Origin of the sequence: Superficieibacter electus, from assembly GCF_002915575.1 — a bacterium.
Lineage (GTDB): Bacteria > Pseudomonadota > Gammaproteobacteria > Enterobacterales > Enterobacteriaceae > Superficieibacter > Superficieibacter electus.
Map to the genome: position 1 here is coordinate 118,960 of NZ_PQGD01000007.1, position 18,779 is coordinate 137,738.

The 18,779-nt window shown below is 54.6% G+C and carries 17 protein-coding genes; 11 read left to right on the forward strand and 6 right to left on the reverse strand.

The window, feature by feature from the left end; translation table 11 throughout:
- The first annotated feature begins 7 nt into the window (after window positions 1–7).
- From CHU32_RS10275 to CHU32_RS10295, 5 genes are all read left to right on the forward strand, one after another.
- Window positions 8–865: an isochorismatase gene (locus CHU32_RS10275; RefSeq protein WP_103677146.1), complete on the forward strand. Its 858-nt coding sequence runs from the start codon at window positions 8–10 to the stop codon at window positions 863–865.
- Window positions 865–1,620: a 2,3-dihydro-2,3-dihydroxybenzoate dehydrogenase EntA gene (gene entA, locus CHU32_RS10280; RefSeq protein WP_103677147.1), complete on the forward strand. Its 756-nt coding sequence runs from the start codon at window positions 865–867 to the stop codon at window positions 1,618–1,620. Before CHU32_RS10275 ends, entA begins: the two co-directional genes overlap by 1 nt.
- 2 nt (window positions 1,621–1,622) lie before the next feature.
- Entirely contained in the window at window positions 1,623–2,036 is a 414-nt protein-coding gene (gene entH / locus CHU32_RS10285) for a proofreading thioesterase EntH (protein WP_103750838.1), read from the forward strand.
- Window positions 2,037–2,487: 451 nt separating this feature from the next.
- Window positions 2,488–4,593: a pyruvate/proton symporter CstA gene (cstA, locus tag CHU32_RS10290; RefSeq protein WP_103677149.1), complete on the forward strand. Its 2,106-nt coding sequence runs from the start codon at window positions 2,488–2,490 to the stop codon at window positions 4,591–4,593.
- A 55-nt stretch (window positions 4,594–4,648) separates the two neighbouring features.
- Window positions 4,649–4,846, forward strand: coding sequence for a YbdD/YjiX family protein (locus CHU32_RS10295; RefSeq protein ID WP_103677150.1), 198 nt, complete (start codon window positions 4,649–4,651; stop codon window positions 4,844–4,846).
- Here CHU32_RS10295 and CHU32_RS10300 read toward each other — a convergent pair.
- Complete coding sequence (locus CHU32_RS10300) at window positions 4,843–5,238, reverse strand: helix-turn-helix domain-containing protein (protein ID WP_103677151.1); 396 nt, start codon at window positions 5,236–5,238, stop codon at window positions 4,843–4,845. The two genes, CHU32_RS10295 and CHU32_RS10300, sit on opposite strands and share 4 nt — an antisense overlap.
- A gap of 255 nt (window positions 5,239–5,493) precedes the next feature.
- Window positions 5,494–6,582 carry an oxidoreductase gene (locus CHU32_RS10305; RefSeq protein ID WP_103677152.1) on the reverse strand — a complete coding sequence of 363 codons (1,089 nt, stop codon included), beginning with the start codon at window positions 6,580–6,582 and terminating at the stop codon, window positions 5,494–5,496.
- 163 nt (window positions 6,583–6,745) lie between these two features.
- On the opposite strand from CHU32_RS10305, the gene CHU32_RS10310 reads away from it, so the two are divergent.
- The 4 genes from CHU32_RS10310 to CHU32_RS10325 all read left to right on the forward strand — a co-directional run bounded on the left by CHU32_RS10310 (window position 6,746) and on the right by CHU32_RS10325 (window position 11,660).
- Window positions 6,746–8,248 carry a sugar ABC transporter ATP-binding protein gene (locus CHU32_RS10310; protein WP_103677153.1) on the forward strand — a complete coding sequence of 501 codons (1,503 nt, stop codon included), beginning with the start codon at window positions 6,746–6,748 and terminating at the stop codon, window positions 8,246–8,248.
- The gene (locus tag CHU32_RS10315) at window positions 8,245–9,240 is read left to right on the forward strand and encodes an ABC transporter permease (RefSeq protein ID WP_103677154.1); all 996 of its coding nucleotides are present in this window, start codon (window positions 8,245–8,247) and stop codon (window positions 9,238–9,240) included. Before CHU32_RS10310 ends, CHU32_RS10315 begins: the two co-directional genes overlap by 4 nt.
- Window positions 9,241–9,260: 20 nt before the next feature.
- Window positions 9,261–10,325: a sugar ABC transporter substrate-binding protein gene (locus tag CHU32_RS10320; protein WP_103677155.1), complete on the forward strand. Its 1,065-nt coding sequence runs from the start codon at window positions 9,261–9,263 to the stop codon at window positions 10,323–10,325.
- A gap of 90 nt (window positions 10,326–10,415) precedes the next feature.
- Window positions 10,416–11,660, forward strand: a complete 1,245-nt coding sequence (locus CHU32_RS10325) for an LVIVD repeat-containing protein (RefSeq protein WP_103677156.1) — start codon at window positions 10,416–10,418, stop codon at window positions 11,658–11,660.
- Window positions 11,661–11,973: 313 nt separating this feature from the next.
- Here the strand turns inward: CHU32_RS10325 and mtnK are convergent, their stop codons facing one another.
- Entirely contained in the window at window positions 11,974–13,173 is a 1,200-nt protein-coding gene (gene mtnK, locus CHU32_RS10330) for an S-methyl-5-thioribose kinase (protein WP_103677157.1), read from the reverse strand.
- Between the two features lie 105 nt (window positions 13,174–13,278).
- Between mtnK and mtnA the strand changes: the two genes are divergently transcribed.
- Both mtnA and CHU32_RS10340 read left to right on the forward strand, forming a co-directional pair.
- Window positions 13,279–14,304, forward strand: coding sequence for an S-methyl-5-thioribose-1-phosphate isomerase (gene mtnA / locus CHU32_RS10335; RefSeq protein WP_103677158.1), 1,026 nt, complete (start codon window positions 13,279–13,281; stop codon window positions 14,302–14,304).
- 101 nt (window positions 14,305–14,405) lie between these two features.
- Complete coding sequence (locus CHU32_RS10340; protein ID WP_103677159.1) at window positions 14,406–15,566, forward strand: pyridoxal phosphate-dependent aminotransferase; 1,161 nt, start codon at window positions 14,406–14,408, stop codon at window positions 15,564–15,566.
- Here CHU32_RS10340 and CHU32_RS10345 read toward each other — a convergent pair whose 3' ends face one another.
- The 3 genes from CHU32_RS10345 to citR form a co-directional block, all read right to left on the reverse strand.
- On the reverse strand, window positions 15,567–16,193 hold the full coding sequence (locus CHU32_RS10345) for an IbrB-like domain-containing protein (RefSeq protein ID WP_103677160.1): 627 nt from the start codon (window positions 16,191–16,193) through the stop codon (window positions 15,567–15,569).
- Complete coding sequence (locus CHU32_RS10350) at window positions 16,178–17,401, reverse strand: phosphoadenosine phosphosulfate reductase (protein ID WP_103677161.1); 1,224 nt, start codon at window positions 17,399–17,401, stop codon at window positions 16,178–16,180. The genes CHU32_RS10345 and CHU32_RS10350 overlap by 16 nt, the downstream gene beginning before the upstream one ends.
- 155 nt (window positions 17,402–17,556) lie before the next feature.
- Window positions 17,557–18,456, reverse strand: coding sequence for a DNA-binding transcriptional repressor CitR (gene citR, locus CHU32_RS10355; RefSeq protein WP_103677162.1), 900 nt, complete (start codon window positions 18,454–18,456; stop codon window positions 17,557–17,559).
- Between the last annotated feature and the right edge of the window lie 323 nt (window positions 18,457–18,779).

The window sequence follows — 18,779 nt, forward strand, 5'->3', positions numbered from 1 at the left end:
GAAAGAAATGGCAATCCCAAAATTACAGGCCTACGCGCTGCCCACCGCCAGCGACATGCCGGATAATAAAGTTTCCTGGACCGTCGATCCCGCGCGTGCCGCGCTGCTGATCCACGATATGCAGGACTATTTCATCGGCTTCTGGGGCGAAAACTGCCCGATGATGGAGCAGGTGATCGCGAACATCGCCGCCCTGCGCCAGTACTGCAAACAGCATAATATTCCGGTGTATTACACCGCGCAGCCGAAAGAGCAAAGCGATGACGATCGCGCCTTACTCAACGATATGTGGGGGCCGGGCTTAACCCGCTCTCCGGAACAGCAAAAAATTGTCGACGCCCTTACGCCGGATGAAAGCGATACCGTGCTGGTAAAATGGCGCTACAGCGCGTTTCACCGCTCGCCGCTGGAAGAACAGCTTAAGGCCACAGGTCGCAACCAGCTCATCATTACCGGCGTTTATGCCCACATCGGCTGTATGACCACCGCTACCGATGCGTTTATGCGCGATATTCAGCCGTTTATGGTGGCCGATGCGCTGGCGGATTTCAGCCGTGAAGAGCATCTGATGGCGCTCAACTACGTCGCGGGTCGTTCAGGACGGGTCGTAATGACCGAAGAACTGCTACCTGCACCGGTGCCGAAAAGCAAAGATGCGCTGCGGGCGCTGATCCTGCCGCTACTGGATGAATCCGATGAACCGCTGGATGATGAAAACCTGATCGACTACGGCCTGGATTCTGTACGCATGATGGCGCTGGCGGCCCGCTGGCGCAAAGTGCACGGCGATATTGATTTTGTGATGCTGGCGAAAAACCCGACCCTGGATGCCTGGTGGACGCTGCTTTCCCGCGAGGTGAAGTGATGTCTGGTTTCGACTTTCACGGTAAAACGGTGTGGGTCACCGGGGCAGGCAAGGGCATTGGTTATGCCACCGCGCAGGCGTTTGTTGAGGCTGGCGCGACAGTGACCGGTTTTGACGTGGCGTTTGCGCGGGATGAGTATCCCTTTGCCACGGAAATACTGGACGTGGCGGAGGCGACGCAGGTGGCGGAGGTTTGTCAGCGTCTGCTTGCCACTCATCAGCGGCTGGACGTCCTGGTGAATGCGGCGGGTATTTTGCGCATGGGGGCCACGGAGGCGCTCAGCATTGAAGACTGGCAACAGACGTTCGCAGTCAACGTCGGCGGCGCGTTTAACTTTTTCCAGCAGACCATACCGCAGTTTCGCCGTCAGCAGGGCGGGGCCATCGTCACCGTAGCGTCGGATGCCGCTCACACGCCGCGCCTCGGCATGAGCGCCTACGGTGCCTCGAAAGCCGCGCTGAAAAGCCTGGCCCTGACGGTCGGGCTGGAGCTGGCGGCAAGCGGTGTACGTTGTAACATTGTCTCGCCAGGCTCCACCGACACCGATATGCAGCGTACGCTATGGACGAGCGACGATGCGGAAAAGCAGCGCATTCGTGGATTTGGCGAGCAGTTCAAGCTTGGTATCCCGCTGGGCAAAATTGCCCGCCCGCAGGACATCGCCAGTACTATTCTCTTTCTCGCCTCCGATCACGCCTGTCATATCACGCTTCAGGATATCGTGGTAGACGGCGGTTCAACCCTGGGAGCCTGAGGATGATCTGGAAACGCCATTTGAGCCTGGATGAACTCAACGCCACCAGTCAGAACACGATGGTGGCCCATCTCGGCATCATCTATACCCGCCTCGGCGATGATATTCTGGAAGCCGAAATGCCGGTCGACGCCCGCACTCACCAGCCGTTTGGCCTGCTGCACGGCGGAGCGTCAGCGGCGCTGGCGGAAACGCTGGGGTCGATGGCGGGATATCTGATGCCACGCGACGGTCAGTGCGTGGTCGGGATGGAGCTTAACGCCTCCCACCACCGGGCAGTGTCGCAGGGGAAGGTACGCGGGGTTTGTCAGCCTCTGCACCTCGGCCGCCAGAATCAGAGCTGGGAAATCGTGGTCTTCGATGAGCAGGGAAGACGCTGCTGCACCTGCCGGTTAAGTACGGCGGTGCTGGGGTAGGAGACTGTCGTCTTCAGGAAAACCACCCTCACCCTGGTCCTCTCCCTGAGGGAGAGGGGGAAGGGCGGAGCCGGGTTGTGCGCTTTTGCTTGATGCGGGCGTGGATTTCTCCTTCACCCCGGCCCTCTCCCTGAGGGAACGGGCGGTGAGCGGAGCCGGACTTGTGCGCTTTCGTGATGCTAACGAGGGTGAACGGCCTCTTTCCCGACGGTGGACTACCCCCTCTCCCTCTGGGAGAGGGCTGGGGTGAGGGGGAGCCGCGCGAACACAGCCTGACCCAGACTCCCCCCTCAATTTCACGCCGTTACCGTCCTAAAGTGATCCCCTTAACATTGTCATGTAAAAAAACGGTTCTACCTCCGATCTGCAAAGTTTCTTAGTTGTTAAATTCCCTCCAATGCTCTAGAAACAAAATGTAACATCTCTCTGGCTGAGGCAGCGGAATCCAATTATGAATAATTCAGGGAAATACATCATCTGGGCAGTGCTCTGCGTCGTAGCGGCATTTGCGCTGGGCTTCATCGCCCTCAATCGCGGTGAACAGATTAACGCGCTGTGGATTGTCGTCGCGTCCGTATGCATTTATCTGATCGCTTATCGTTTTTACGGCCTATACATTGCCAGAAAGGTGCTGGCGGTAGACCCTACGCGTATGACGCCTGCAGTGCGGCATAACGACGGGCTGGACTATGTACCAACAGATAAAAAAGTGCTGTTTGGTCACCATTTTGCAGCCATAGCCGGTGCCGGCCCGCTGGTAGGACCGGTACTGGCGGCGCAAATGGGCTACCTGCCGGGAATGATTTGGATACTCGCGGGCGTGGTGCTGGCAGGAGCGGTGCAGGACTTTATGGTGCTGTTTGTGTCCACCCGCCGCGACGGACGTTCGTTGGGTGAACTGGTGAAAGAGGAAATGGGCGCAACGGCGGGAATTATCGCGCTGGTGGCCTGTTTTATGATCATGGTGATTATCCTCGCCGTGCTGGCGATGATTGTGGTTAAAGCCCTGACCCACAGCCCGTGGGGGACGTACACCGTCGCCTTTACCATTCCACTGGCGCTATTTATGGGCGTGTATATTCGTTATTTGCGCCCCGGTCGAATTGGCGAAGTCTCAATTATCGGCCTGTTTTTCCTTATTTTTGCCATTATCTCCGGCGGCTGGGTGGCTGAAAGCGAAACCTGGGCACCCTATTTCGATTTTACCGGAATTCAGCTCACCTGGATGCTGGTGGGCTATGGCTTCGTGGCGGCTGTACTGCCGGTCTGGCTGTTACTGGCTCCACGTGATTACCTCTCCACCTTTCTCAAAATCGGTACCATTATTGGCCTGGCAATCGGCATTTTAATTATGCGCCCGACGCTGACCATGCCTGCCATGACCAAATTCATTGACGGCACCGGCCCGGTATGGACAGGGAATCTGTTCCCGTTCCTGTTTATTACCATTGCCTGTGGCGCGGTATCAGGCTTCCACGCGCTGATTTCCTCCGGTACTACGCCGAAGATGCTGGCCAACGAAAGCCAGGCCTGTTTTATTGGCTATGGTGGAATGCTGATGGAGTCGTTTGTGGCGATCATGGCGCTGGTCTCCGCCTGTATTATCGATCCGGGCGTGTACTTCGCCATGAACAGTCCGATGGCGGTGCTGGCACCGGCAGGAACGGCGGATGTGGTGGCTTCTGCTGCACAGGTCGTTAGTAGCTGGGGCTTTAGTATTACCCCGGAAACGCTGGCGCATATTGCTAATGAGGTAGGGGAGCAGTCCATTATCTCCAGGGCAGGCGGAGCACCCACCCTGGCGGTGGGGATGGCCTATATTCTCCACGGCGCACTGGGTGGCCTGATGGATGTTTCCTTCTGGTATCATTTTGCTATTCTGTTTGAAGCGCTGTTTATTCTGACGGCGGTCGATGCGGGAACGCGCGCGGCACGTTTTATGTTGCAGGATTTGCTGGGGGTCGTGGCTCCGGGTCTGAAGCGTACCGATTCGCTTCCGGCCAACCTGCTGGCAACCGCGCTGTGCGTGCTGGCGTGGGGGTATTTCCTCCATCAGGGCGTGGTCGATCCGCTCGGTGGTATCAACACTCTGTGGCCACTGTTCGGTATTGCCAACCAGATGCTGGCCGGTATGGCATTGATGCTGTGCGCGGTAGTATTGTTTAAGATGAAGCGTCAGCGGTATGCCTGGGTGGCACTGGTGCCTACCGCGTGGCTGCTGATTTGTACCCTCACCGCAGGGTGGCAGAAATCTTTCAGTCCGGATGCAAAAGTCGGCTTCCTCGCCATCGCCAATAAATTCCAGGCAATGATAGACAGCGGTAATATCCCGTCGCAGTATACGGAATCGCAGCTGGCACAACTGGTGTTTAACAACCGCCTGGATGCAGGCCTGACCATCTTCTTTATGGTGGTGGTCGTGGTTCTGGCGCTGTTCTCCATCAAAACCGCCATGACGGCGCTGAGGCAGAATGGCGTGACGGCGAAAGAAACGCCATATCAGGCGATGCCGGACAATCTGGATCAGATTGTCGCGCAGTCAAAAGGCGCACACTGATTGCTTTTAAACAGTCCCTCCCTTACAAAAGGGAGGGACACATAATGGAATCGCTATGTTTGATACGCTTTCAAAAGCCGGGAAATACCTGGGGCAGGCAGCGAAGATGATGATCGGCGTGCCGGATTATGACAATTACGTTGAGCACATCCGTATCACGCACCCGGAGCAGACACCGATGACGTATGAAGAGTTTTTCCGCGAACGCCAGGACGCGCGTTATGGTGGGAAAGGCGGCATGAAGTGCTGCTAAATACGCAGGCTGATTTGCTCCTGAGTACAGCCATACAGGGCTGCCAGCTTTTCGCGGGTGCGCTTTTGTGGCCGGGAGTCCGGTGATTCAAGCTGAGAAACCGCAGACTGGCTGATGCCCAGCTTTTCTGCCACCTCTTGCTGCGACAGACCTTTATAAATACGCCAGGCGGCCTGTAAGCTCACTTTCTCTTCGCTCATCAACGTGATGATGTCATCGGGAATACCGACATCGTCATATTTATCATGTTCATACGGAATATCTTCCCAGCCTTCCGCCTCGCTTTGCGTTTCGGTCTCTGCGCTGTGCAGACGCATTTGAAAATAAACATCGTAGGGGATCACCACGTACTGCGGGTTTCCTTTCTCGTCTTTAATATATTGAATGCTCATAGGGTGCACATTCCTCATGCAAATAAGTGGTGGACGTTCTGCGCTTAACCGCCACGACACATAAAATTCAAGTCGACCTCCACTGTACGCGCTGTCATGATATAAGTAAATAATAAGATAATTAGATTTTTTAACTTATCTTATGCCGGACAAGCGTAGAGCGGATCGATTGCCACAAAAAGCAGCAAAAGCAGGTTTTACGAGCAGGATCGCACCGGCCTCCGTCCCGTGACAGAGGCAGGCAAAAAACGTGGATTAATGGCCGAAAAACTCGACTTTTTCGATGGCGGCGCGCAGGGTTTCTGGCGTGAGAGTGACGGGCAGGAAGTGAATGGATTCCCCCGGGCGCAGGGTATGCGTTATCACCCGCGCGAGTTCTTCATGATTATTAATATCCACGTCAAGCTCAGCCAGACGGGTGGGCAGATGAAAACGCTGATAGGCGGCATTAAGCTGCGCCAGCACCTCATCCTGGCCGAGCAGGGCACTCTGTACCAGAATGCCGTAAGCGACTTTAGTGCCATGAAGGAATTTTTCAGTTTGCGGCAGCACCGTCAGGCCGTTATGTACGGAGTGCGCTGCGGCGACGCGGGTATAGCGCTCGCCCAGTCCGCCCACCATGCCGCCACCGGCAATAATGGCGTCCACAACGTCACGAAAATCCTGGGTTAGCTCACCACGTTGCTGATCGACCAGCGCCTGTTCGCTTTGCGCCAGTAGCACGTCGCGAATGGCCAGCGCGCCGTTAATGCCAAGACGCACCGTCAGCGGCAGTTCCTCCGGGCGCGGGGCCAGTACGACCGCTTCATACCACTTCGCCAGCGTATCGCCGATGCCCGCCAGCAGGTATTCCGCCGGGGCATTAAGGATAATCTGCGGCTCGACCAGCACCAGAAAATTGGCATCGTCGAAAATCTCAAAATGCAGTGCCTGCCCGGCGTCGTTGTACCACACCGACAGCGGCGTCCAGGCCGCGCAGGTGGCAGCAATGGTGGGGATGGCGACAAAAGGCAGGCCAAGGCGGCGGGCCAGCGCTTTTGCGGTATCCAGCAGCGCGCCGCCGCCAACACCAATCACCACCGCGCGATCGTCGCCTGCGCGTTGCGCCAGCTCGGCTACGTCCGTTTCGCTACAGTGACCGGTAAACAGGCAGTGTTTCGCGCCAGCGGCATTAAACGCCTCCGGCAGAAACGGACGTGCACCGGCGATGGCCCGCTCCCCGTAAACCCATATCGCCCGTGAAAGTTGTTCAGCGCTGTAGAAATCCGCCAGCCGCGCAAGGCTTCCGCTGTGGGAGTAGTAGTTGGCCGGGCCGGGCACAACGCGAATATCGGTATTGCTCATGTGTGTTGTCCTTATGCGTAATCGCTAACCCGATGTTATGTCTGGACATCCGGATGGCTAATAATATTTTGTTTTATGTTATGCCTTTTCTGTCGTTGCCAGTCAAGGTGTTCACAGGAAATATACGCTAAATCAAAACATTAATATCAGGAGGCCGCAGCCGATGAAAGCCAATCGCCTTGAGATGCGCGGGATTGGGCTGGCCTTTGCAGGCGTTAAGGCACTCAGCCAGGTGAATTTCAGCCTGACAGGAGGATCGGTTCATGCCTTAACCGGTGCCAACGGTGCGGGCAAGTCGACGCTGATGGCGGTGCTGTCGGGGACGTTCGATCATTATGAGGGCGAGATCGCCATTAATAACTCGGTAGTGACGATTCGCTCGCCGCTGGAGGCAAAGCGGCTGGGTATTCACCTGGTGCAGCAGGAAGTGGATGTGGCACTGGTTCCCGGCCTGAGCATTGCGGAAAATATTATGCTGGATGCGCTGGCAGAGCCAGGGCATCGCTATCGCTGGGGCGAGATCCGCCGTCAGGCGCGCGCGGCGCTGGCGCAGCTTGATGTGATGATGGACGTCCGACGTTCCATTGACCGCTGTACGCTGGCGGAAAAACAGCAAATTCTGCTGGCGCGTGCGCTTTCCCACCACTGTCGCTTTTTAATTCTTGATGAGCCAACCGCGCCGCTGGACCGTCATGAAAGCGAACGGCTTTTTACCGTGGTCAGACGTTTACAGCAGCAGGGAATTGCGGTGGTGTTTATTTCCCATCGTATCCACGAACTCAAAGCGATTTGTGACACCCTCACCGTGCTACGCGACGGCAAACTGATTGAGAGCGGGCCAATGGCGGCACTCAGCGCGGATGCCATCGTCGAGAAAATGCTCGGCCATGAGCTTAACGATATTTATCCGCCGCGCCGTCCGCCGTGTGGTGAGGAAATCCTGCTGAGCGTCGATGGTCTGCATGATGCCACACGGTTAAATGATATCTCGCTGCGTCTGCGCAAAGGGGAAATTCTCGGCATTGCAGGTCTTGCGGGAGCCGGAAAAACCGAACTGTGTAAGGCGCTGTTTGGGGCAACAAAAAGCCGTAGCGAGCGGGGCGAACTCAACGGCCAGCCCTGGCGTCCTCGCGATCCGGCAGATTCGGTGACGCGCGGCCTGGCGCTGGTGCCGGAGGAACGGCGCAAAGAAGGCATCTTTATTGATGAATCCATTGCCATGAATTTGGCCGTCAGCGCGGATAACAGCTTCTCGCGCTGGAGCCTGTTTGGGCATCGTCAGGCGTGGCGCTGGGCGCAGGAAACCATTGCCCGTGTCGGGGTGCGCACCACCGGGCCGGGGCAGCAGTTACGCCGTCTGTCCGGCGGCAACCAGCAAAAAGTGGCCATCGGAAAATGGCTGCGCGGCAACGCCAGCGTGCTGATTTTTGACGAGCCGACCAAGGGGGTGGACGTCAAAGCGAAAACCGAGCTTTTCCAGCTTATCGACGGTCTGGCGCGCGAAGGTCGGGGCGTAATTTACGCCTCAGGCGAATTTAGCGAACTGGTCGGCCTGTGCGATCGCATTTGCGTGCTGTGGGACGGGCGCATTGTGGCGGAAATTCAGGGTGAGGATGCCCGCGAAGAGACCTTACTTTATTACTCGACCGGAGGAACGGCGGCGTGAGCAAAGCCCTTTCAGTAAACGCGACGGCTTCACCCCGTCAGCACTTTTTCGATTTTCTTTACAAGTGGGGCATGCTGCTGACCGTGGTGGCGCTGATCGCCATTTTTGGTCTGGCGTCAGATAATTTCCTCGACCCCTTTAACATCATCAATATTCTGCGCTCCATTGCGATTGTCACGGTGATTGCGGTTGGCGTGTCCATCTCGCTGACCGTCGGCGGCTTCGATCTCTCGGTCGGTTCAACGGCCTCGCTGGCAAACTCGCTGGTCATTTCGCTGTTTGTCTGGCACGGCTTCGGCACCAGCGAAGCGATCCTGTTGACGCTGGCGCTGTGTCTGCTGGTGGGGCTGTTTAACGCCTTTCTGATTGTGGTGCTGCGCATTCCTGACATGCTCGCCACCCTCGGCAGTCTGTTTGTCATTCAGGGCGTGGCGATGACCTATAGCTACGGGGGGTCTATCACCGAAAACATGGTGCTGCCGAGCGGAGAGATGGCGGAAGGCACCATCCCGGCCGCGTTTAGTCTGCTCGGGCAGGTGCCGACCATCGTGATCATTATGCTGGTGGTAACGGTACTGGCGCAGCTTGGCCTGTCGTTGACCACCCACGGGCGGCGGATGTACGCGATTGGCGGCAATGCCGAAGCGGCACGCCTGTCAGGCATTCGTACCACGCGCTATAAAGTGGCGGCGTATCTGATTGCCTCCTTACTCGCAGGGCTGGGCGGTATTCTGCTGGCTTCTCGCATTGGCTCCTCGCAGGTCAACGCCGGGGGCGGTTATTTGATGGACGCCGTGGCCGCCGCGTGGATTGGCTTCTCGCTCGCCGGGTCCGGCAAACCTAACGCGCTGGGCACGCTGGTGGGGGCGGTCATTCTGGGTGTGCTTTCCAACGGGCTGGTGATGCTTTCCGTACCGTATTACGCCATGGACATTATTAAGGGGCTGGTGCTGGCTGGTGCGCTTGCTTTGACTTACTTCCAGCGACGTTAACTCTTCAGGGGAACAGAAATATGAAAAAAATGACGCTTTCACTGCTGGCGCTGGGGTTGCTCAGCGCGATCCCGGGCTATGCCGCCACGCCTGCGCCAGTTCCGGCGGCGATTGCTGAGCATCAGGGGCCGATCCGTATTGCGATTATCCGCAACCTCGGGTCGGATGATAACACCACGCAGTTTGTCTCCGGGGCCATTCTTGAAGGCAAAAAGCTCGGTTTTAAAGTCAGCACCTTTCTGAGTAATGGTGACGACGCGAAATTTCAGGATTTTGTGAATCAGGCGATCAGCCAGAAATATGACGGCATCATCCTTTCGCAGGGGCGCGATCCGTACTCCACGGCGCTGGTGAAAAAAGCGGTCGATGCCGGAATTAAAGTGTCGGTGTTTGATACAGCGGTTAACGGCGAGATCCCGGGCGTAACGGTGACGCAGCAGGACGATAAATCGCTGACGAATTTGTCGTTTGGTGAACTGGTGAAAGATTTCAACGGCAAGGCGAATATCATCAAGCTGTGGGTTGCGGGCTTCCCGCCGATGGAGCGGCGTCAGGCGGCCTACAAAGAACTGCTGAAACAGAATCCGGGCATTAAAGAGCTGGAATCGATTGGCGCGGTGTCCTCTGACGTTCAGGGCGATACGGCCAATAAAGTTGGCGCGGTGCTGGCGAAGTATCCGAAAGGGCAGATTGACGCTATCTGGGGAACCTGGGATGCGTTCAGCCAGGGCGCGTATAAAGCGCTGAAGGAGAATGGCCGCACCGAAATCAAACTCTACAGCATTGATATCTCCAATCAGGATCTGCAATTGATGCGTGAATCAGGCAGCCCCTGGAAGGTCAGCGTGGCGGTCGATCCGAAACTGATAGGGGCCACTAACGTGCGCCTGATTGCCAATAAAATCGCCGGGGAGCAGACGCCTGCCACCTATGATTTTAAAGCGGCAACCATTCCGCAGGCGCTGCTGGCAAGCCAGCCGGGCGCAGTGAATGTCGCAGGCTTAGGTAAGATCATTCCGGGATGGGGGCAGACCCAGGACTTTATCGCCCCGTGGTTTGCGACGCTGGAAGCGAAGAATAAATAACCTCCGGCAGATGCGCTGGCCGGACAGCCAGGCCGGGCAAGGCGAAGCGACCGCCCGGCAGGTGGAACACCGTTGTCAAAAGGAGCCTCTATGGCAAATACGTTACCCCGTCCCGATTACAGCCGTAACATGCGGCTTATCGGCCATAGCGATCAGGGCGGGCGTCCTGACGGTGTGCAGCTTATGGTGCATCGTGGCTTTGCGTACATCGGTCATATGGTGTCGCAGGGATTTTCGATAGTCGATGTGCGTGATCCCAAAAATCCGCAGGCGGTGGGCTATATCCCCGCGCCGCCGGGTACCTGGAATGTGCATCTTCAGGCGCATGACGATTTGCTGTTGGTCATTAACGCCCGCGACCTGTTCGCCGATGCCCGCTTTGCCGATGAAAAGGTCTACTACACCCGTCAGGTAGGCGAAACGGTCAGCGACGTGCAGGACAAAGGCTGGAGCGCCGGGCTGCGGGTGTTTGATATTTCTGTGCCGGATAAACCCCGTGAGATAGGCTTCCTGTCACTCAACGGTATCGGCATTCACCGTATCTGGTACGTTGGCGGGCGGTGGGCCTACGTCTCTGCGCTGATTGATGGTTTTACCGATTATATCTTTCTCACCATCGATCTGGCCGATCCGCGTAAGCCGGAAGTGGCCGGGCGCTGGTGGTTACCCGGTATGAATCAGGCGGCCGGTGAGCAACCCGCGTGGCCGGAAGGCAAACGCTATGCTCTCCATCATGCGATCATCGCAGGCGATACCGCCTATGGGAGCTGGCGCGATGGCGGACTGACGCTGCTGGATGTGAAAGATCGCACCCGGCCGACGCTGATTAGCCACCGTAACTGGAGCCCACCGTTTGGCGGTGGAACGCATACAGCATTGCCGCTACCGGACCGCAACCTGCTGGTGGTGCTGGATGAAGCGGTGCTGGATAATCAGGAAGATGGCGAGAAACTGATCTGGCTGTTTGATATCCGCGATCCGTCGAATCCGGTGAGTATTTCCACCTTTCCACAGCCGAAGGAAGCCGATTACGTGGCGAAGGGGGCGCATTTCGGTCCGCATAATCTGCATGAAAACCGGCCCGGCAGTTTTATCAGCTCGACGCTGATTTTTGCCACGTATCAAAATGCGGGCGTGCGGGCATATGATATTTCCGATCCGTATCATCCGGTGGAAACCGGGGCATTGGTGCCTGCCGCACCTGAGAGGATGATGGATACCCGGCCCGGCAGACCACAGATTATTCAGTCCTGCGATGTGTTTGTGGATGCCCAGGGGATCATCTACAGCACGGACTATAACGGCGGGTTGTCGGTGATCGAATACCGGGGGTAAACCACCCTCACCCTAACCCTCTCCCTGAGGGAGAGGGAACCGTCCGGCGACCGGCGCTGACAGGCGGAGTGCAGGATAAATCGCGTGCGGGGAAGAGTATAAAGCCAGACACTGTGGCGGGTTTGCTCCCTCCCTGAGGTAACCGTCCGGCGACCGGCGCTGACTGGGGGCGAGCAGGATAAGGAGAAAGAGAACTCACACTGGCGCAAACTGATATAGGGTGCGGGGAAGAACATAAAGCCAGACACCGTGGCGGGTTTGCTCCCTCTCCCTGAGGGAGAGGGCTGGGGTGAGGGGGGAGGGCGTACCCAAATCAGCTGTACTGCCTCACGCGCGCAATCAGCGCATCGACATTCTCAATCCGATCGGCAATCACAATCAGTGCTTTCCCGAGCGTAATGGCATGACGCAGACAGGCGTGACGCATTTCCTCATCGGGGATGGTATCAATATCTGCAACATGAGATAATCCAACGCTGCGACGAATGAGCTCGGTGCCGCAAAAGCCCACCGCATCGTGCCAGATTTTTTGCAGAAACTGTGAAATATAACCGGGATAACCCAGCGCGGCATCCTGTGTTTTCTCCGCCGCCAGCGCCTGAAAACGCTCGGCGAAGGTCGTCCATACTTCACGAATATCCGCCAGTCGCTGTTCGCGTGCGGCGGCGGCATCGCGAATGCCTAAGTGGCCTGGCGCGCCGCAGAAATTAAGCAGCAGATTGCCCAGTGCGGTGCCAACATCAAAACCAATAGGGCCAAAAAAGCCAAACTCAGCGTCAATCGCCTTCAGGCTTCCTTCGGCAACAAAAATTGAGCCACTATGGATATCACCGTGCAGCAGGGCTTCAGCATGGGAGAAAAAGCGGTGCTTTAACGCGGCGACGGCGAGCTTCAGTTGCGCATCGTCGCGCAGGGCGGCGACCTCCTGCTCAAGCGTGGCCGGATAATTATTTCGTTCGTGAATTTGGTAGGGATCGTTAAAGAATAAATCCTCGGTGATCTCACACATTTCCGGGTTAATAAAGCTGGCCACCTGCGCCTTTTTTTGCTGCGGTTGTAGCCAGAAATCACTGGTATGGAACAGCACCTGTGCCAGATATTCGCCCAGTTGACGGGGAGCCTGCGGATAGCTCACATTGTTGATAAGCTCGCCGCGCCAGATCCGGTGATCGGAAAGATCCTCCATCACCATGACCGCCAGCGCCGGGTCAAAATGTAGAATATTCACCGTATGTTGCGGGCAGTGCTGATAATGCTCGCGCAGCGTTTGCGCCTCCAGCCTTGCGCGGTCGAGGGTCAGCGGCCAGGATTCACCTACGCAACGCACATAAGGCAGTGCCTGTTTAACGACAATGCGGCTGACGCCCTGAGTATCAAAAATTTTAAACACCAGATTGAGGTTACCGTCGCCCACTTCCTGCGCCCTGACCAGCACTGACGGATTATCCAGCCCGCCAAATTTCTGTGCCCAGGCCACGGCATCTTCGGCGGTGAACGTTCGGTATTGCGACATTGCCTCACTCCTTCATTCTTTTCAATTAAAGCCATTCAGACGTCTATACATCTGTGATTCATCCTGACACAATGTGATACATCAACGCAACAGAGATTTAACGAGATGCAGACACTACAGACAACCAGCCTGCGGGTTAGCCAGAATCAACTTTTTATCCTTGACCAGCAGGCACTACCGCAGCAGAAAATCTGGCTGCCCGCCGACAGTGTTGAGGCGCTGGTTGACCACATCCATGCGCTTCGCGTGCGTGGTGCGCCGCTGATCGGTCTGTCAGCCAGCCTGCTGCTGGCATTGCTGGCGGAGAACGGGGCCGGGCGGGATGAACTGTCTGACGCGCTTCGCACGCTGCGCGCTTCGCGCCCGACGGCCGTTAACCTGATGAATAATCTCGATCGTATGAAACAGGCCCTGACGCAGGAGGATTTTGCCCCGGCGCTGGTCGCTGAAGCAGTACGGCTGGTTGCGGAGGATAAACAACTTTGCGAACGTATTGCCTGCGCCGGCAGTGCACTGGTAAAGCCGCAAAGCCGATTGCTGACGCACTGCAACACAGGGGGACTGGCGACCGCAGGCGTAGGCACTGCGCTGGGGGTTATTGCGCGGGCGCACGAGGCGGGAAAGGTAGTAAATGTGTGGGTTGATGAGACGCGTCCGCTGCTGCAGGGCGGGCGGCTCACCGCGTGGGAGTTGGGTGAACTGGGTATTCCTTATCAGTTGATTACCGACTCGATGGCTGCCAGCCTGATGGCACAAGGTCAGGTTGACGCCGTATGGGTCGGCGCGGATCGTATTGCAGCGAATGGCGATGTAGCGAACAAAATTGGGACTTATTCACTGGCAGTACTGGCGAAATATCATGGTATTCCCTTTTACGTCGCCGCGCCGCACACTACGCTGGACAGGTACTGTGCTGATGGTAACGCCATTCCCATTGAACAGCGAGCAGCCAGCGAAGTAACCGGCGTGGCGGGCAGTTTTGGCGCAGTACAATGGGCCGCGCAGGATGCCAAAGTCTATAATCCGGCGTTTGACGTAACGCCTGCCGCGCTGATTAGCGGCTGGGTACTGGATACCGGCGTTGTCACATCACAGGCCGTTAAAGCGGGTGTCTTCAGGCCGACAGCGTAGGCTGCCTCTGAAATATGTCTGGACGTCTAAGCGTCTTGATTGCTAAATGATGTTGGCATGTTATAGTGGCTTTAATCGTCTATGAAAAGCGGATACAAAGCATGAGCAGCAATCCATTGATCCCACAAAGTAAATTGCCAAATCTTGGCACCACAATCTTCACGCAAATGAGCGCGCTGGCGCAACAGCATCAGGCGATCAATTTGTCACAGGGGTTTCCTGACTTTGACGGTCCGCGTTATTTGCAGGAGCGGCTGGCGTATCATGTTGCGCAGGGCGCGAACCAGTACGCCCCGATGACCGGCGCTCTGGCGCTGCGCGAAGCCATTGCTGATAAAACCGCTGAGCTTTATGACTATCGTGTGAATGTGGACAGCGATATTACCGTAACGGCTGGTGCGACTGAGGCGCTGTACGCGGCGATAACCGCCCTGGTGCGCGAAGGCGATGAGGTTATTTGCTTCGATCCCAGCTATGACAGTTATGCCCCGGCGGTTGCGTTGTCCGGCGGGGTGGTTAAACGCCTGGCACTGCAACCGCCGCATTTTCGCGTGGACTGGCAGGCATTCGCCGGTTTACTCACTGAACGCACCCGGCTGGTGATCCTGAATACGCCGCATAATCCTTCGGCGACTGTCTGGCGCAATGACGATTTTAGCGCGCTGTGGCAGGCGATTCACGATCGGGAAATTTATGTCGTCAGTGATGAAGTTTATGAGCATATCTGTTTTGCCCGTGAAGGACATGCCAGCGTGCTGACGCACCCGCAGTTGCGTGAACGCGCCATTGCCGTGTCGTCATTTGGTAAAACCTACCATATGACCGGATGGAAAATTGGTTATTGCGTCGCTCCGGCAGCCATTAGTGCGGAGTTACGTAAGGTGCATCAGTACTTAACTTTCGCCGTAAACACGCCGGCGCAGTTGGCACTGGCTGACATGTTGCGTGCCGAACCTGAGCATTATCGTTATCTGCCGGAGTTTTACCGTCAGCGGCGCGATGTATTTATTAACGCGTTGAGTGACAGTCGTCTGGAGCTTCTGCCCTGCGAAGGAACTTATTTTCTGCTGGCTGATTATAGCGCGATCTCCGATCTGGATGATGTTAGCTTCTGTCGCTGGCTGACGACCGACGTCGGCGTTGCGGCAATTCCTCTGTCGGTATTTTGCGCCGATCCTTTCCCGCATAAGCTAATTCGCCTGTGCTTTGCGAAGCAGGAATCGACGCTGCTGGCCGCCGCAGAGCGGCTATGTAAACTGTAATTACTTAACGGTCCAGCCTTCGGAGTATTGACGGTCGCTAAACAGTTCCAGCAGACCATTTACCTGTTTCAGGCGCAGTACTTCGTCGGCATCCATTCCCAGCTCTTTGCCTATTTTTATATTATCCCAGCCCAGCTGTACCAGCTCGCGGACAATTTCCGACATCGCATTAATTTGATGGCGGCCCCTGGCACGATTATGACGTATAGTGGACGCCATGCGGGAAGAACGTTTGTCTGCGCTCTCCTTCAGGCGTGCAATGGGCAGGTACCCTTTGAGCTTTCGCACCAGCGAGCTTTTACATTGCGCCAGCTGCTGGCGATGAAAACCATCGATGATTTCATAGCCGCCGCGCTCGCTCTCAGCAACCACGACGGGTTGGGTAAAACCATCCGCTTCAAGAGAACGCAAGAGAAGCCGGTTTTCTGGTGGCGCGACATTATTGGGGTTGTAATTATTAGCGGCGAGCTTCTCATTTTTTACCCATAATACACAGTCGACAGGGTTGTCATTAAAAGGGCTAAACTCGTGTAACACCCGGCGAAAATTATTGATTGCTTCAATACGTTCTGCCTCTGGCAACTTGTCCAGATAACAAGCCAGAACCAACATTATTCGCTCTTGCATAAAATATTCCACTCCTTGCGTTTATTTTTTATCCGTTCATTGTAGCGGTGGTAATGCGCTGGTTTATTTGGGCTAAATGATAGCATTCGACACCAGTAGTCGTTATTGAGTAAAACCTTGCATATACGTCGCCAGGAGGGGATATCTTTTGAACCAATATCTCCCGCCTGAGTATCTGGAATATCCGCCATCCCCTTATTTTGGTACCAGCGCAAATAAACGGCAATTTTATTGCGATAATGTTCAGCGGTCTTCTGCGGCATGCTCTCAAGCAACAATAGTGCGTAGCTTTTCCAGGTGTGATTATTCGGCTTCATCAACTGGCGATGGCCGTAGAATTTACTGTCCTGGCCGGCATAAATCCCGCCGCTGTGCACCCCGCTCACACGCTGACACATACGGCCCCAACGCTCAGGCTCCAGCACATGATACAGCCAGAGCCCCTGACGCTGCTCGGGGCCAAAAGGTTCACAAATGCGCATATAGCGTGGCGGCACTCCCGCCTGATACATCAAATTATACAAAGGATTATAGGGTTTATTGCTTTTAGCAAACCATGTCCAGATATCTGCGGTCTTCCAGTCATAGATAGGATACACATACCAGGTATGAGCGCCCGGGGCGAGCGTGGTCCAGGGTTTGTCATCAGAAAAACGATGTTTACTGCGCGAGGCGATACTGAGAAACCGATTGTAGGATTCATCAGCGCGGATACCAATCATCACCGCCGCCGGACGCTGCTGTGAGAACCATTCAGCAAATTCCTGAACAAACACCTCAAACGACATGCCATGTTGATAAAAGGGAAAAAATTCGGGATCGGTAATCGCATCCTCCGGCGGCTGCCGCACCCATTCTGTACCCGGCTCCCAGCATTGCCATTCAGGGTTAAACTGCGTTAACGAATTCTGCGTGGTGAGCGGCAGGGCTACCCAGTAAAACGTATCAATGACATCCTGATAATAATCACGCAGGTATTCACAATGCGAGATGGTACAGGAGAATTGGGCTTCCCAGTCAATAAAAAGAACGCTGATTTTTTTTCCTGATTCACGCGCCAACTGGGCGGCGAGATGAAGCATTAACGTTGAATCTTTGCCCCCGGAAAAAGAAATACATACGCGAGTGAAATTTTGCAGCGTCCATTGGATACGCTCCCGACTGGCTTCCAGAACATTCTGGACCAGGGGTAATTTATGTAGAGACATTTTACTACCTTATTTTAAATGTTCAAAAGGTTAAAGTAAATTCTCAGGGAGATAAACCCCGTGCTGTTAATTTCGGGGTTATTATTACGCATCTTTTTAAAGTAGTAAATTAATTTGTTTTATTAGTCAGGTGAATAATATTTTTGGGGGCAATATTAATTTTCGGTGATCGTATTAATGAATTCTGAAAAGGTCTGATTGTTAAGCGAGGCCCGATTATACATAATGTAGATATTAAAGGGCGAGAATGTGATGGGAAGTGTGATTTTTTTCAGATTAAGAGAGTGCTTAAAAGCCTCATAAGTATTCTCTGTCATTAAACCTACCAGGTCGGAGGCACTGAGTATATTCATAATGCTAATAAATGAATCACTGCGAAAAGCAATTTTTCGTCCAGGGAGTAAGGCTTCTACTTCTGCCTGGAACTGACGTAAACCAGGGTCTTTGTTATCAAGGAAAGTGAAATCTTCATTAAGTAACGCTTCGAGGTTACTACTGTTACCCAGCCGGGGATGATCTTTACGGCATACCGCGACGACCGGTAGCTGCTTGTAAAGTGAGCAGCAAATGGAACGATTTGCGGTAGGGGAAACCGAAAAAATAAGATCGGCTTTGCGGTAGGCCAGCAGATCTTCAGCTGACTCAGACGACATCAGCAGATCGTGGTGCTCAATTTCGAACTGGGTGCTGCGCAGTAATAGTTGCAGGGGGTTGATTAACCCGGCCGTGAGCAATAATTGTGGACAGTAAATAACGAAATGTTTGCGCAGCGACGAACTGTGGGTGATGTTGATGGTTTGTTCAATTTGGTTAAGGTTTTGTTCCAGATGGAGATGCAGGTTAATGCCCACGGTGGTGGGGGTAATGCCTTTGCCGGATCGGATAAACAAAGGATCGTCCAGTTGAACACGCAGACGTTGTAACGACTGGCTAACCGCTGATGGGGTAATATATAGGGTGGCCGCTGCTTTACTGATACTCAAATGTTGATAGATGCACTCAAAAATAACCAGTAAATTGAGATCGAACTTTTTAAGGTCATAGAGATTAGCCATAACTCAGCCTTATGTATTGCGGTTTGTCCAGGAATGTTATATAGATTATAACAATGGTTTTTTCGTATTCATTCACAAACCGCGTGATCAATTATATCTACTAACGATTTGACTTAAAATAAAGATATCATAAAAAGCAAGCATTAACCAGACGATTTATGATAGTGATATGGATGACAACGATTACTTACATTTCTGGCATGAATTCACTTTTCAGGCATGAGAGAAATCTGTAGCAATGCCAAATAAATTAATTATTCATGTAATTAATGAAAATAAGTATCGGTTACACAGGGAAGCTAATTTACCGGCAGCGGACAGTC